General features: G+C 71.0%; 13 protein-coding genes and 1 pseudogene. 11 read left to right on the top strand and 3 right to left on the bottom strand.

The features are described 5' to 3' along the window. From MR1_RS15945 to MR1_RS15930, 4 genes are all read left to right on the top strand, one after another. The coding region (locus MR1_RS15945) for a helix-turn-helix transcriptional regulator (RefSeq protein ID WP_157518304.1) at positions 1-977 on the top strand (977 nt) is incomplete at its 5' end. Then, positions 977-1831 carry a polysaccharide deacetylase family protein gene (locus MR1_RS15940; protein WP_157518302.1) on the top strand — a complete coding sequence of 285 codons (855 nt, stop codon included), beginning with the start codon at positions 977-979 and terminating at the stop codon, positions 1829-1831. The genes MR1_RS15945 and MR1_RS15940, both read left to right, overlap by 1 nt. A 46-nt stretch (positions 1832-1877) precedes the next feature. Then, a complete protein-coding gene (locus tag MR1_RS15935; RefSeq protein WP_067249152.1) occupies positions 1878-2177 on the top strand; it encodes a hypothetical protein in 300 nt (99 codons plus the stop codon). 44 nt (positions 2178-2221) lie between these two features. Then, a complete protein-coding gene (locus MR1_RS15930) occupies positions 2222-3649 on the top strand; it encodes a CCA tRNA nucleotidyltransferase (protein ID WP_067249141.1) in 1428 nt (475 codons plus the stop codon). Between the two features lie 16 nt (positions 3650-3665). Here the strand turns inward: MR1_RS15930 and MR1_RS19870 are convergent, their stop codons facing one another. After that, positions 3666-3818: a hypothetical protein gene (locus tag MR1_RS19870; RefSeq protein ID WP_157518299.1), complete on the bottom strand. Its 153-nt coding sequence runs from the start codon at positions 3816-3818 to the stop codon at positions 3666-3668. 496 nt (positions 3819-4314) lie between these two features. After that, positions 4315-4545, bottom strand: a complete 231-nt coding sequence (locus MR1_RS15925) for a hypothetical protein (protein ID WP_067249139.1) — start codon at positions 4543-4545, stop codon at positions 4315-4317. Between the two features lie 315 nt (positions 4546-4860). On the opposite strand from MR1_RS15925, the gene MR1_RS15920 reads away from it, so the two are divergent. From MR1_RS15920 to MR1_RS15890, 7 genes are all read left to right on the top strand, one after another. After that, positions 4861-6519 (top strand): ABC transporter substrate-binding protein, encoded by a 1659-nt coding sequence (locus MR1_RS15920; protein WP_067249138.1) that lies wholly within the window; start codon positions 4861-4863, stop codon positions 6517-6519. 75 nt (positions 6520-6594) lie between these two features. After that, positions 6595-7683, top strand: a complete 1089-nt coding sequence (locus tag MR1_RS15915) for an ABC transporter permease (protein WP_067249136.1) — start codon at positions 6595-6597, stop codon at positions 7681-7683. Between the two features lie 91 nt (positions 7684-7774). Next, positions 7775-8713 (top strand): ABC transporter permease, encoded by a 939-nt coding sequence (locus MR1_RS15910; RefSeq protein WP_067249159.1) that lies wholly within the window; start codon positions 7775-7777, stop codon positions 8711-8713. Next, entirely contained in the window at positions 8710-10530 is a 1821-nt protein-coding gene (locus MR1_RS15905; protein WP_255218177.1) for a dipeptide ABC transporter ATP-binding protein, read from the top strand. The genes MR1_RS15910 and MR1_RS15905 overlap by 4 nt, the downstream gene beginning before the upstream one ends. 136 nt (positions 10531-10666) lie before the next feature. Further along, on the top strand, positions 10667-11989 hold the full coding sequence (locus MR1_RS15900; protein WP_067249135.1) for a helix-turn-helix domain-containing protein: 1323 nt from the start codon (positions 10667-10669) through the stop codon (positions 11987-11989). Positions 11990-12123: 134 nt separating this feature from the next. Beyond that, positions 12124-13689: an acetaldehyde dehydrogenase ExaC gene (exaC, locus tag MR1_RS15895; protein WP_067249132.1), complete on the top strand. Its 1566-nt coding sequence runs from the start codon at positions 12124-12126 to the stop codon at positions 13687-13689. A 63-nt stretch (positions 13690-13752) separates the two neighbouring features. Continuing rightward, positions 13753-14127, top strand: coding sequence for a DUF779 domain-containing protein (locus MR1_RS15890; protein ID WP_067249129.1), 375 nt, complete (start codon positions 13753-13755; stop codon positions 14125-14127). A gap of 13 nt (positions 14128-14140) precedes the next feature. Here MR1_RS15890 and MR1_RS20205 read toward each other — a convergent pair. Then, positions 14141-14396 (bottom strand): annotated as a pseudogene (locus tag MR1_RS20205) (hypothetical protein); the annotation flags it as partial.

The raw sequence follows: 14396 nt of genomic DNA, 5'->3' as shown, positions 1-14396 counted from the left end.
CCGCGGGGTCGGTGCACGGCGCCCTGGAGTGCGGACGGCTGCTGACCCGACGCGGCGCCGGCGCCCTGCGTGCCCGGGGTCACCACCTCTTCGCGCGGGCGGCGCTGGCCCTCGGCTGCTTCGCGGACGCCCGCTCCGGTTTCGCCCGCGTTCTGCAGGACCCGTCCGCCGCGCCGCTGCACGCGGAGGCGACGGCGGGGCGCGCAGCCGCGGAGGACTTCCTGCACGGCGTCCGCGCGGACCCGCCGGTGCTCGCCCAGATCGGCGCCCAGGTGGTGGGCCTGCGCGCGGCCTCGGTCACCGCGTCCGACCACGTCATCATCTCGGGGATCGAGGAGATCGTCGCGGCCTGGACGACCGACCGCGACGAGGTCGACGCGATCCACACGCGGCTCATGCTCGCGGCGATGGGATCCCGCCCGGCCTGGCCGTGGCGGGTCGAGCCGGGGCCGTTGTCCCCGCTCGTGGACGCGTACCTGAGGGGACAGCACACGGGGTTCCTGCTGCACACGGGCGACTTCGCCGGCGCCGCGGCGGCTCTGCGGGAGTCGCTCCGCCGCCTGCCGATGACCCATCTGGCCGGCGGCATCACGGCCAGCGCCGTCCGGCTGCTGCGGGATCACGCCCCGGATCTGTCGTCCGGCTTCGCCGAGGTGCTCGGCGAAGTGCGTCCCGCCACGGTCCTGGACTTCTCGATCCAGGACGACCTCCCGGGTCCGCGGACGAGTGCGGTGGCACGCAAGGAGCTGCTGATCCCGACGACCCCGTCGCTGCGGAGCGCCCTCACCCCGCGGCAGTGGGACGTGGCCGTCCTCGTGGCGGAAGGACGGACCAACCGCGCGATCGGTGACGCGCTGGGCATCTCGGACCGGACGGTGGAGGTGCACCTCGGGCGGGTGTATAACTCCCTCGGCGTGCGCTCCCGCGCCGAACTGGTGGCGCTTCTCCTGTCGCGCAGGACCCGCGAGAGCGTGTGATGCCCGTGGCCGCAGGACCGGTGGCGAACGGGACGGATCCGGCGGGGATCGGGCGACGCGCGTTCCTCTCCGCCACGGTCTCCGCCGCCGCGATGCTCGCCGCCGGGTGCGCACCGCGTCCGGTCCGTGCGACCCCGCCCGCGCCTGTCCACTCTTCGGCCCCGCCGTCACCCGAGCCGCCGTCCACCCCGCCGGCCCCGTCGGCTCCGGTGCTCGACCGCGTCCCGGCGCCGCACGAGGCGTTCACCGGGCTGCCCGGAGAGGGGAATCTCCTCGCCTGGACGGTGGACGACGGATCCGACTCCGCGGTGGTGCGCGCCTACGCCGAGTTTGCGGCCGCCACCGGCACCCGGCTCACCCTGTTCGTGACCGGTTCCTACGCGTCCTGGGCCGACAACGCCGACGTCCTCGCGCCGCTGGTGGGCACCGGCCAGGTGCAGCTGGCGAACCACACCTGGAGCCACCCCGACCTGCAGACCCTCTCCGATCACGGCATCCGCGACGAGCTGCAGCGCACGCACGACCGGATCGGCGAGCTGTACGGCGTGGACGCCCGCCCGTTCTACCGGCCGCCGTACGGCTTCCACGACGCGCGCGTCCGCGCGGCGGCGGCCTCGATCGGGTACACCGCTCCCGCCCTCTGGTACGGCTCCCTCGCGGACTCGGGGCTGATCCCCGCGGAGGAGATCGTCCGGCTCGCACACGAGTGGTTCCTGCCGCAGCACATCGTGATCGGCCACCTCAACCACGCGCCGGTGACGACCGTGTTCCCCCAGCTCGCGCAGGTCATCGCGGATCGAGGCCTCACGACCGTGACGCTGCACGACGTGTTCCACAGCGAGCAGCACCCCTGAGACCCGGCTCTCGTCGTCCGCGCGCCGGATCGATAGCCTGGGACGCATGACGGGCCCCACCGACTACTCCACCCAGGCGCGCGTGCAGCGGATCAACGAGGACTTCGCCCGCCGGCGGTCCCGGTTCTTCCTCGGCTTCGCGATCGTCGAAGGACTGCTGCTCGCCGCCGCGGTCGTGGTGGTGTACGTGCTGGAGGTCGTCGATCCGGATCAGGGGTTCTGGATCATCGCGGCGGTCGCGGCGCTCGGCGGCATGGTGATGGCGGGGTGGATCGTGTCCTCGACCCGCGCGCAGCAGCAGGCGATCCGCGACGTCGGGGGGACGATCGGGCCGCCCGCCGCCTAGTCCCCGCGCCGGGGGCCGGGCCCCGCCCCGGTACCCTGGAACCCATGCTCAATATGGCCGAGGGACTCGCACGACTGGGCGCGCTCGCCGAGGATCCGGTCGTCCGCACCCTCGCCGCCGCGTTCGACGAGGCGGGCTTCGCGCTCGCCGTCGTGGGCGGTCCCGTGCGCGACGCGCTGCTCGGGCGGGACACCCACGACCTGGACTTCACCACCGACGCGCGACCGGACGAGATCCTGCGCATCGTCACTCCCGTCTCCACCGCGCAGTGGGACATCGGCCGCGAGTTCGGCACCATCGGCGCGCGGGTGCAGGGCGAGCAGGTGGAGATCACCACCTACCGCGCCGACAGCTACGACGGGACCACGCGCAAGCCCGCCGTGGAGTTCGGCGACACGATCGAGGGCGACCTGGTCCGGCGCGACTTCACGGTGAACGCCATGGCCCTGCGCGTGCCGGCGGTCACGCTGGTCGATCCGACCGGCGGGGTCGAGGATCTCGTGGCCGGGGTGCTGCGCACTCCCAGCGATCCCGAGGTGAGCTTCGGCGACGATCCGCTCCGCATGCTCCGCGCGGCGCGGTTCTGCGCTCAGCTCGGCTTCGACATCGAGGAGGGCACGCTCGCCGCCGTCGCGCGGCTGCGGGAGAGCCTGCGCATCGTGAGCCCCGAGCGGATCCAGAGCGAGCTCGTGCGCCTGCTGCAGACGGATGATCCCGTCCGCGGCATCCGCGTCCTCGTCGACACCGGGCTGATCGAGGAGTTCCTCCCGGAGGTGCCCGCGTTGCGGCTCGAGGTGGACGAGCACCACCACCACAAGGACGTCTACGAGCACTCGCTGACGGCGCTGAACCAGGCGATCGCCCTGGAGCGCTCGCGGCATCCGGACGCGCCGGCCGACGCGACGCTGCGCCTGGCGGTGCTGCTGCACGACATCGGCAAGCCCCGCACGCGCAAGCTCGAGCCCGGCGGCGCCGTCACCTTCCACCACCACGACGTGGTCGGGGCACGGATGGCGCGCAAGCGGCTCCAGGCCCTTCGCTTCGACAAGGAGACGACCGACGCGGTCGCGGCGCTCATCGAACTGCACCTGCGGTTCTTCGGATACGCGGAGGGCGCGTGGACCGACTCGGCCGTGCGCCGCTACGTGCGCGACGCCGGCGCGCAGCTCGAGCGTCTGCACATCCTCACCCGCGCCGACGTGACCACGCGCAATCGGCGCAAGGCCGCCCGGCTCGCCGCCGCCTACGACGACATCGAGGCGCGGATCGTGGCCCTGCGCGAGCAGGAGGAGCTCGACGCCATCCGCCCCGAGCTCGACGGCAACGACATCCAACGCATCCTCGGCATCGCTCCGGGCCGTGAGGTGGGGGAGGCGTACCGCTTCCTCCTCGATCTGCGGCTGGACGAGGGCGTCGTCGGTCCCGAAGAGGCCGAGAAGCGCCTGCGCGAGTGGTGGGCTGCCCGGGGCTGATCCGCCGGGCCTCCGCTCAGCCCCGGCCGCTGCCGCCCCCTGCCGGCCGCTCCCCGGCGACCGGCCGGTCGGGGACGAGGATCTCCACGTGCTCGGAGACGAGGGCGAAGTCGCGCGGATTGAGGGTCAGAAGGGCTGCCCCCAGCGCATAGGCGTGACCGGCGAGCATGATGTCCCTGCTGCGGGCGTGGGACTGCTGTCATCCACGAAACGCGAGTCCCGTCTGGGCCTGGGTTCTCGACCGGCGTCATACCGGGGTACGACGCCCAAGATCGTGCCCTGGTCCGATGGATCGGAGGCGGCGAGCGAGAAACATGGAGTCATCGGGCGAAGATTCGTGCCCGTCAGCATGCTTCGGCGACCGGACGGCCGCCGAAGCCCGGTGGGGCCCCTTCTCATTCCCCCCAGCGGGGGCCCCGCCGCGGAGAGAGCGTGACGTCGACGACGACTCTCCCTCCCGGCTCTCTCCCCGGTGCGCGAGACGGCGGTGACCGCCGCGCGCACCGGGGCGCTCTCTCGTCCTCGGCGGGCGCGGCCGACGCCACGGATCGGACCGGGTATCGCAGGAAACGGTACCCGTACCCGCGTCCTTTCCGCCCTTCATGCTCCGCCGCGCGCAGCATGAAGGGCGGAGCGAATACTCGCTCCGCCCTTCACAGGGGTGGTCAAACCCAGTACGTGAAGTGGTACAGCCCGTCGCTACGCAGTTCGCAGTTCTGAGCGATCCGGATCCCGGACTGCGCGAACTGTCGCTGCTCAGCCTGGCACGCGCTGAGCGAACCGAATCCGGCTGATCCTTGCTGCGTCGCGGCGTAGGCGCCTGGTGCCGCCACCAGACTCAGAGCAGTTGCCAGGATCGCGGCCCCCGCGGCTGCAGCGAATGTGCGCTTCGTCATCGAATACTCCTCCGGTGTGATTGCCCTTGCGTCACCCACGGCGCCGATGCCGAGGGTGCGATCACCGTAACCAGTGTTCAGTACGGAAGCAACGTGCACAGCGGGTGCGTCTTCGATTGAAGGATCACGAGATTCTCTTCTCGAATCGCTCCGCGATCCGAGTCTGCGCGACCCACATCGGTGCTTCCGGATCGGACCGGGTATCGCAGGAAACGGAACCGCGTGCCTAAGATGGGGCGTCCGCGCCCCGACCCCGAACGGCGCGGATACTCGGCCGCGAGGACTGCGGTCATTGGAACAGATACAGAGGTGTATATGTCATTCCACAGCACGTCTCGGCTCGGCCGGCGAAGCCGCCTGGGCCTGGCCGTCGGGGCGCTCGGCGTCTCGGCCCTCGTCCTCGCCGGCTGCGCCACCAGCAGCACCGGCGGCGGCGGATCCGAGGGGGGATCCGACGGCGGCGGGGGCGGCGAGATCATCGTCGGCACCACCGACAAGATCACGTCGCTGGACCCGGCGGGCTCCTACGACAACGGCTCCTTCGCCGTGATGAACCAGATCTACCCGTTCCTGCTCAACAGCGAGTACGGCACGGCCGAGGTCACCCCCGACATCGCGGAGAAGGCCGAGTTCACCTCGCCCACCGAGTACACGGTGACCCTGAAGAAGGGGCTGAAGTTCGCCAACGGCAACGACCTCACCTCCAGCGACGTGAAGTTCTCGTTCGACCGCATGGTGAAGATCAAGGATGAGGCGGGACCCTCCTCCCTCCTCGGCAACCTCGACAGCGTCGAGACCCCGGACGACACGACGGTCGTGTTCAGGCTGAAGAACGGCGACGACCAGATCTGGCCGCTCATCCTCTCCAGCCCGGCGGGGCCCATCGTCGACGAGGACGTCTTCTCCCCCGACGCCGTGACCGCCGATGACGACATCATCAAGGGCAAGGCGTTCGCCGGCCAGTACGAGATCACCAGCTACAAGGTCAACGAGCTCATCGCCTACAAGCCCTACGCGGACTACCAGGGCAACCTCGGCGCCGCGGAGAACTCGGCGGTGAGCGTCAAGTACTACGCCGACGCCTCGAACCTGAAGCTCGCGATCGGCAACGGCGACATCGACGTGGCCTTCCGCAGCCTCTCCGCCACGGATGTGGAGGACCTGTCCAAGAACGACAAGGTCAAGGTCGTGGACGGCCCCGGCGGCGAGAGCCGTTACATCGTGTTCAACTTCAACACGATGCCGTTCGGCGCGACCACGCCCGAGGCCGACCCGGCGAAGGCGCTCGCCGTCCGTCAGGCGGCCGCGAACCTCGTGGACCGCGCGGCCCTGGCCAAGGACGTCTACAAGGACACCTACAGCCCGCTGTACTCGCCGGTCGTGGAGGGGCTGCCGGGCGCCACGGAGCCGCTTAAGGAGCTCTACGGCGACGGCAACGGCGCCCCCTCGCTCGACAAGGCGAAGGAGGTGCTGACGGCCGCCGGCGTGCAGACCCCGGTGACCCTGAACCTGCAGTACAACGGCGACCACTACGGTCCGTCCTCGGGCGACGAGTACGCCGCCGTGAAGGCGCAGCTGGAGGAGGGCGGTCTGTTCACCGTCAACCTGCAGCAGACCGAGTGGGTCAAGTACAACGAGGACCGCACCGCGGACGTCTACCCGGCGTACCAGCTCGGCTGGTTCCCGGACTACTCCGACGCCGACAACTACCTGTCGCCGTTCTTCCTCAAGGAGAACTTCCTCGGCAACCACTACGACAACCCGGAGGTCAACGACCTCATCGTGACGTCGCAGACGGAGACCGACGAGACCAAGCGCCTGGAGGAGCTCGGAAAGATCCAGGAGCTCGTCGCGAAGGACCTCTCCACCCTGCCGCTGCTGCAGGGCAAGCAGGTCGCGATCGTCGGAGCCGACGTCCAGGGCACCACCCTCGACGCCTCGTTCAAGTTCCGCTACGCGCCGCTGACCAAGTAGCGCACCGGTGATCGGGGCACCGCCCGCGCGGCGGTGCCCCGATCCGCTCTGCACTCGAACGAAGAGGTTCATCCCATGTCCGTCGACGCCCTCACCCCGGATCCGACGACGCTGACGCCCGCGACCCGACCCGCCTCACAGGGCGGCGGACTGTGGCGTTACGTGGTCGTCCGGCTCCTGCTCATCATCCCGACCGTGCTGATCCTGGTCACCATGGTCTTCTTCCTGATGCGGATCACCGGCGATCCCATCACCGCCGCCCTCGGCGGCCGGCTCCCCGCCGCCCAGCTCGCCGAGCGCGTGCACGAGGCGGGCTTCGACCGCCCGCTGATCCTGCAGTACTTCGAGTACCTCGCCGGCATCGCGCGCGGAGACTTCGGCACCACCATCACGGACCGGCGCCCGGTCACCGAGATCCTGCTGCAGTACGGGTCCGCGACGCTGGAGCTGGCGATCTACGCGCTGATCGTGGCCTTCGTCGTGAGCATCCCGCTCGGACTGGTCGCCGCGTACCGCCGCGACCGCTGGCAGGACGCGACGCTTCGGATCATGGCGATCCTCGCGTACGCGACCCCCATCTTCTTCGTGGGTCTCCTCCTGAAGCTCGTCTTCTCCGTCTGGCTCGGCTGGCTGCCCGTCTCGGGCCGCGCCGGCACCCGCACGGAGCTGCTGATGAGCGGCATCGACACCCCGACCGGCATCTATCTGCTCGACGCGATCCGGCTCGGCAACGGCCCCGCGATCGCCGACGTGCTCTGGCACGCGGTGCTCCCGGCGGTCGCCCTCGGCTTGCTCACCGCGGGCGTCTTCCTGCGTCTGGTGCGCACGAACGTGATCGGGACGCTCGGTCAGCAATACGTCACCTCGGGCCGCTCGCGCGGGGTGCGCGAGTTCCGGCTGGTCACCAAGCACGCCTTCCGTCCGGCCCTCATCCCGATCATCACGGTGATGGGGCTGCAGATCGCGCTGCTGCTCGCGGGCGCCGTGCTCACCGAGACGACCTTCGAATGGAAGGGGATCGGCTTCATGCTCGCCGAGTACCTGAAGGCGCGCGACTTCGTGGCCGTGCAGGGCATCGTCGTGATGATCGCCGTGATCGTCGCCGTGACGAACTTCCTGGTCGACGTCATCGCGGCCTTCATCGACCCGAGGGTGAGGTACTGACATGGAGCGCGAACCGCTTCCCGCCCACCCGCCGACCGGCACGCCGGTGAACCGGGACCTCCCGACGCCCAAGACGGAGGCGCTCGCGGCCATGAAGCCGCGCAAGCGCCGCTGGACGGAGCGCGTGCCGGTGATCTCGCACCTGCGCCAGAGCGTCGGGCTCCAGCGCGGCATGCTCGTCACGGGCCTGGTCATCACCGCGTTCTTCGTGGTGGTCGCCGCCCTCGCCCCCGTCATCGCGCCGTACTCGTGGGCGCAGCAGGCCGTCGACGGGACCAAGTTCGGCACCCAGCAGCCGCCGAGCGCGACGAACATCCTCGGCACCACCGTCTCCGGCTTCGACGTCTTCTCCCGGGTGGTGTGGGGCGCGCAGACGGCCCTGCTGGTGATCCTCGCCGCGATCGTCTGCTCGATCTTCCTCGGAATCCTCCTCGGGCTCGTCTCCGGCTACTTCGGCGGATGGCTCGATCGCGTGCTCGTGGTCGTCTGCGACGCGATCTACGCGTTCCCCTCGCTGCTGCTGGCGATCGTGATGTCCATCGTCATCAGCGGCGGCCGATCCACGCTGTGGTCCGGGATCTGGGCCACGGCGCTGTCGATCACCGTGGTGTACGTGCCGCAGTACTTCCGCGTCATCCGCGCGGAGGTCGTGCGGGTGCGGGCGGAGCCCTTCGTCGAGTCGGCGAAGGTGATCGGCGTCCCCATCGGACGGATCCTCGTCCGGCACGTGCTGCGCAACTCCACCCGGTCCCTGCCGGTGGTGATCACGCTGAACGCCTCGGAGGCCCTGCTGACCCTGGCCGGTCTCGGCTTCCTCGGCTTCGGCATCGAGGCGACCTCGGCGGCCGAGTGGGGGTACGACCTCAACCGCGCCGTGGCCGACGTCACGAGCGGCATCTGGTGGACGAGCATCTTCCCCGGCATGGCGATCGTGCTCGTCGTGCTGGGCATCACCCTCGTCGGCGAGAGTCTGAACGACCTGAGCGATCCGCGACTGCGCACCCGCCGTCGCGCGGGAGGTGCGGCATGAGCGCCGTGGACATGACGGGAGCGACCGGCTCCTTCCGCAACGACGCCGCGGTGATCCGGGACCTGCGGATCGCGTTCGCGACCGACGGCGACCCGGTCCAGGCGGTCAAGGGAATCGACCTGGAGGCGCACGCCGGCGAGGTGCTGGCGATCGTGGGCGAGTCGGGATCCGGGAAGACGGTCACCGCGAACGCGCTGCTCGGCCTGCTGCCGGAGACGGCCACGATGTCCGGTGCGGTGCTCGTCCGCTCGCGCAGCGGCGAGGAGACCGATGTCGTGCACGCGTCGCCGGCGAAGCTGCGTGCGATGCGCGGGCGGGACGCCGCGATGGTCTTCCAGGAGCCGTCGACCGCGCTGAACCCCGTGTACCCGGTCGGCTGGCAGATCGCGGAAGGGCTCCGGGCGCACCGCTCGCCGAACCAGGGCGCGCTGTCCAAGCGGGATGCCCGCGCCCGCGCGGTGGAGATCCTGCGGAAGGTGGGGATCCCGGATCCGGAGAAGCGCGTCGACGACTACCCGCACCAGTTCTCCGGCGGGCAGAAGCAGCGCATCGTCATCGCGATGGCGCTCGTGCTCGACGCGGGCCTCATCATCGCGGACGAGCCGACGACGGCGCTCGACGTCACCGTGCAGGCGGAGATCCTGGATCTGCTGCGCACGTGCCGGGACGAGTTCGGCGCGACCATCGTGCTCATCACGCACAACATGGGCGTGGTGGCCGACCTCGCCGACCGCGTCGTCGTGATGTACCGCGGCGACATCGTCGAGCAGGCCCCCGTGCACGAGCTGTTCGCGTCCCCGCGGGAGGAGTACACGCGCGAGCTGCTCGCCGCCGTGCCGCACGTCGGCCAGGGCAAGTCCGCCTCGCCCGCGTCTTCGGCCTCTTCGGTCGCCCCGCGAGCGGAGCGGGACGAAACGTCTGCCCCTTCGGTCGTTGAGCGAGCGGAGCGAGACGAAACGTCGCCGGAGTCACCGCGCCCGTCCGCCGGCCGTGCCCCGGTGATCGTCGCCGAGGCGTGCGAGATCGGCTACCCCGGCCGGTTCGGCCGCGGCGGCTTCGTGGCGGTGAAGGGCGTCGATTTCGAGGTCGGCCCCGGCGAGGTCGTCGGCCTGGTCGGCGAGTCCGGGTCCGGCAAGACCACCATCGGCCGCGCGGTCGTGGGGCTGACGACGGTCGTCGGCGGCTCGCTCCGGGTCCTCGGCCAGGAGATGCGCGGGGTCCGCTCGCGTCAGCTGGCGCCCCTGCGCCCGGAGATCGGATTCGTCTTCCAGGATCCGGCCACGAGCTTCAACCCGCTGCTGACCATCGCCGAGTGCATCGCGGAGCCGCTCATCGTGCACGGGCGGGCGGCGAGCCTCGCCGCCGCCCGGCCGCGCGTGGACGAGCTGCTGGACGCCGTGCGCCTCCCGGCGAACTTCGGCGACCGGTACCCGCACGAGCTCTCCGGCGGGCAGCGGCAGCGCGCGTCGCTGGCCCGGGCGCTGTCCCTCGACCCGACCCTGCTCATCGCCGACGAGCCGACGAGCGCGCTGGACGTGTCGGTGCAGGCGAAGGTGCTGGATCTGTTCGTGCAGCTGCAGCAGGAGCTCGGCTTCGCCTCCCTGTTCATCAGCCACGACCTGGCCGTGATCGACGCCGTGTCCGATCGGATCATCGTGCTGCAGCGCGGCGTGATCCGCGAGCAGGGGACCACGGCGCAGGTGCTCAACGACCCGCAGGATCCCTACACCCGCGAGCTGCTGGCGGCGCTGCCCGTCCCGGACCCCGTCGCCCAGGCCGAGCGGCGGGCGCTGTGGCAGGAGGTCCGGCGCCGCTGATGCACGGTGCGGCGGCGGGACGCCCGTTCCCGCCGCCGCATCCTCGGCCTACACTGAGGTCACCCGGGACCGGACGCATGTGGTCGCCGCAGGCGACGGAAACCGGGCACCACCGTCAGCGCTGATCGGAGGACTCGTGACCTCGGGCTGGTCCGCGTCGCACGGCGTCTCCCCGGAGGGGTCGCGGCTCCTCGTCGAGCGCGCCCACGAGGAGCTCGTCGCGGGCAACCTCGCCGACGACCGCCTGCAGCAGGTGCGCCCCCTGGTGCGCGCGTCGTGGGAGCGGGCGTGGCGCCGGCGAGTGGGCGCCGAGGGTCTGCCGCCCCTGGACCTCTCCGCCGAGGCGTTGGAGGCCTATCGCTCCGGGCACCCGCTCGCCGGGATGATGGACATGATCCGCGGGCTGCTGCTGCCCGGGTCGGCGGAGGACTCGGGGGTCATCGTGGCGGTGGGCGACCACGCGGGACGCCTGCTATGGGTGGAGGGCGACCGGAGCCAGCGCCTGCTGTCGGCGGACATGGGCTTCGTGGAGGGGGCGAACTGGTCCGAGGACACGGTCGGCACCTCCGCTCCCGGGACTGCCCTCGCACTGGGGCATTCCGTGCAGATCCACCAGGCCGAGCACTACAACCGCCTCGTGCAGCCCTGGTCGTGCACCGCCGCCCCGGTCTTCGATCCGGAGACCCGGCGGATCCTCGGCGTGATCGACGTCACCGGAGGCGCGGAGACGGTGTCCCCGCAGGCGCGCATGCTCGTGGACGCGACCGCACGGGCGGTGGAGGCCGAACTGCTGGTGGCACGGCTGCGCGCGGGGGAAGGCGCGGCCGTCCGTCGCCGCTCGGCCGCGGCCGATGCGCCGCGGCGCGCGCGGCTGCAGGTCCTCGGCCGCGATCGCGCGCGCCTCGAGGTCGACGGCGCCCACCGCGAGGACGTGATCGAGCTCAGCGCGCGGCACGCCGAGATCCTCCTCATGCTGGCGGTCCACCGGCAGGGACTCTCCGCGGATCGTCTCGCCGCCCTCGTCTACGGCGAATCGGGGACTCCGGACACGCTGCGACCGGAGATGGTGCGCCTGCGCAAGGTGCTGGAGCGCGTGAGCCCCGATCTCGTTCCGCAGTCCCGCCCGTACCGTCTGACGATCCCGTGGGAGACGGACGCGCAGGATCTGATGTCCCTGATCGACCGGGGCGCGCACCGCGTCGCGCTCTCCGCCTACCGAGGACCCGTGCTGCCCGAATCGACGGCGCCGGGCGTCGAGGAGATGCGCGAGGCGCTGCGCGCGACCCTTCGCGAGGCGATGCTCGCCGAGGCCAGCGTGGATGTCCTGCTCGCCTATGCCGAGATCCCGGAGGGCGCCGAGGACGCCGAGGTGCTGCGCCTGTGCCTGGAGATGCTCCCCGCGCGGTCGCCGCGGCGGGCGAGCCTGGTCAGCCGCATCGAGAAGCTCGAACGCGGCTGACCCGTCCCGGCGTCGCAACCCGATGCAACGTCGTGCACCGCGACGCAACGTCCCCCGGCCTACCGTCGTGTCCACCACCGCGGGCCGGCCGTTCACCGCCCGCGTCGTTCGGATCGAGTGTCGAAGGAGACATCATGACCATCGTCGAAGAGGGCGTCGTCGAGACGAGCGCCCCGACCGCCTACGCCGCCCCCGGCCAGCCCGGGGCGGTCGCCGCCTACCGCTCCCGTTACGGCCACTACATCGGCGGGGAGTTCGTCGATCCGGTGAAGGGGCAGTACTTCGAGAACGTGAGCCCCGTCAACGGCAAGCCCTTCACCGAGGTGGGGCGCGGCACGGCCGAGGACATCGACCGTGCCGTCGACGCGGCCTGGCGGGCGTTCGCCTCCTGGAAGCGCACCACCCCCGCCGAGCGCGCCGTCATCCTCAATCGCATCGCCGACCGGATCGAGGAGAACCTCGAGGCTATCGCCGTGGCGGAGACCTGGGAGAACGGCAAGCCCGTGCGCGAGACGCTCGCCGCCGATATCCCGCTCGCCGTCGACCACTTCCGCTATTTCGCGGGCGTGCTCCGGGCGCAGGAGGGCTCGCTCAGCCAGCTCGACGAGAACACCGTGGCCTATCACTTCCACGAGCCGTTGGGCGTGGTCGGTCAGATCATCCCGTGGAACTTCCCGATCCTCATGGCGACGTGGAAGCTCGCTCCGGCGCTCGCCGCGGGCAACTGCGTGGTCCTCAAGCCCGCCGAGCAGACGCCCGCGTCGATCCTGTTCCTCTTCGAGATCATCGGGGACCTCCTCCCGGCCGGCGTGGTGAACATCGTCAACGGGTTCGGGATCGAGGCCGGGGCGCCGCTCGCGTCGCACAAGCGGATCCGCAAGGTGGCCTTCACCGGGGAGACGACGACGGGGCGGCTGATCATGCAGTACGCCTCGCAGAACCTGATCCCCGTCACGCTGGAGCTCGGCGGGAAGTCTCCGAACCTCTTCTTCGAGGACGTCGCTCGGGACACGACCGACCCGTTCTACGACAAGGCGCTGGAGGGCTTCACCCTCTTCGCGCTGAACCAGGGCGAGGTCTGCACGTGCCCCTCGCGGTCGCTGATCCAGCGCTCCATCTACGACGGCTTCCTCGCCGACGGCCTGGAGCGGGTCGGCAGGATCGTCCAGGGGAACCCGCTGGATCCGGCGACCATGATCGGCGCCCAGGCGTCCAACGACCAGCTGGAGAAGATCCTCAGCTACATCGACATCGGCCGGCAGGGCGGGGCGAAGCTCCTCACCGGAGGGGAGCGGGTGGACCTCGGCGGCGACCTCAGCGAGGGCTACTACGTCGCCCCCACGGTGTTCGAGGGGACCAACGACATGCGGATCTTCCAGGAGGAGATCTTCGGTCCGGTGCTCTCCGTCACGAGCTTCGACGACTTCGACGATGCGATCTCGATCGCGAACGACACGCTGTACGGCCTGGGCGCGGGCGTCTGGAGCCGCAGCGGGGACACGGCCTACCGGGCAGGACGCGCCATCGAGGCGGGTCGGGTCTGGACGAACACCTATCACCAGTACCCGGCGCACGCCGCGTTCGGCGGGTACAAGCAGTCCGGGATCGGTCGGGAGAACCATCTGAAGATGCTCGACCACTACCAGCAGACGAAGAACCTCCTCGTCTCGTACGCGGAAGGCCCCATGGGGTTCTTCTGAGCCGCGCTGCAGGATCCGGGCGGGTGCCGACGGCGCCCGCCCGGGCGATCGGAAGGGGAAGCCATGTCGCATCGGGTCGACGTCTCGTCCGCTGCCGCCGCGCTGCTGCGGGAGCTCGCGGAGCGGCACGGTCCGCTCATGTTCCACCAGTCGGGCGGCTGCTGCGACGGGTCGTCGCCCATGTGCTATCCGGTCGGGATGTTCCTGACCGGTCCGGGAGATGTGCTCCTCGGGGTTCTCGACGTGCCGGGGATCGATCCCGTCGAGGTCTACATGTCGGAGGCGCAGTTCGAGTACTGGAAGTACACGCACCTGACGATCGACGTGGTGCCGGGGCGCGGCGCCGGGTTCAGCGTCGAGGCGCCGACGGGGATGCGGTTCCTGATCCGTTCGCGCATGCTCGAGCCGGCGGAGCTCGTACGGCTCGGCCTGGCCTGACGCGGAGGGGGCGTCAGAGCGCGATGAGGAGGGGGACGACGAGCAGCAGCAGCGGGCCGAGGAGCGTGAGTGCGAGGACGCCGAGCACGATCGCGATCGCCACCCACGGCCCGGTCCGCCGCAGGCGCTGACCGGGCGGAGCCACGCCGGGCGGAGGGGGTGTGAGCAGGTCGGGCGGCGGCGTGAACGGGAGGGCGGGAGCGGCGAACGTCCCCGGGCCGCCCGTGGCCGGCAGCGGTGCGGACGCGCCCGCCGCCGCGGGTGCACCG

The sequence above is a fragment of the Microbacterium resistens NBRC 103078 genome (assembly GCF_001552355.1).
In the GTDB taxonomy this organism is placed as follows: domain Bacteria; phylum Actinomycetota; class Actinomycetes; order Actinomycetales; family Microbacteriaceae; genus Microbacterium; species Microbacterium resistens.
This window is presented reverse-complemented; position numbering and strand designations above follow the sequence as displayed.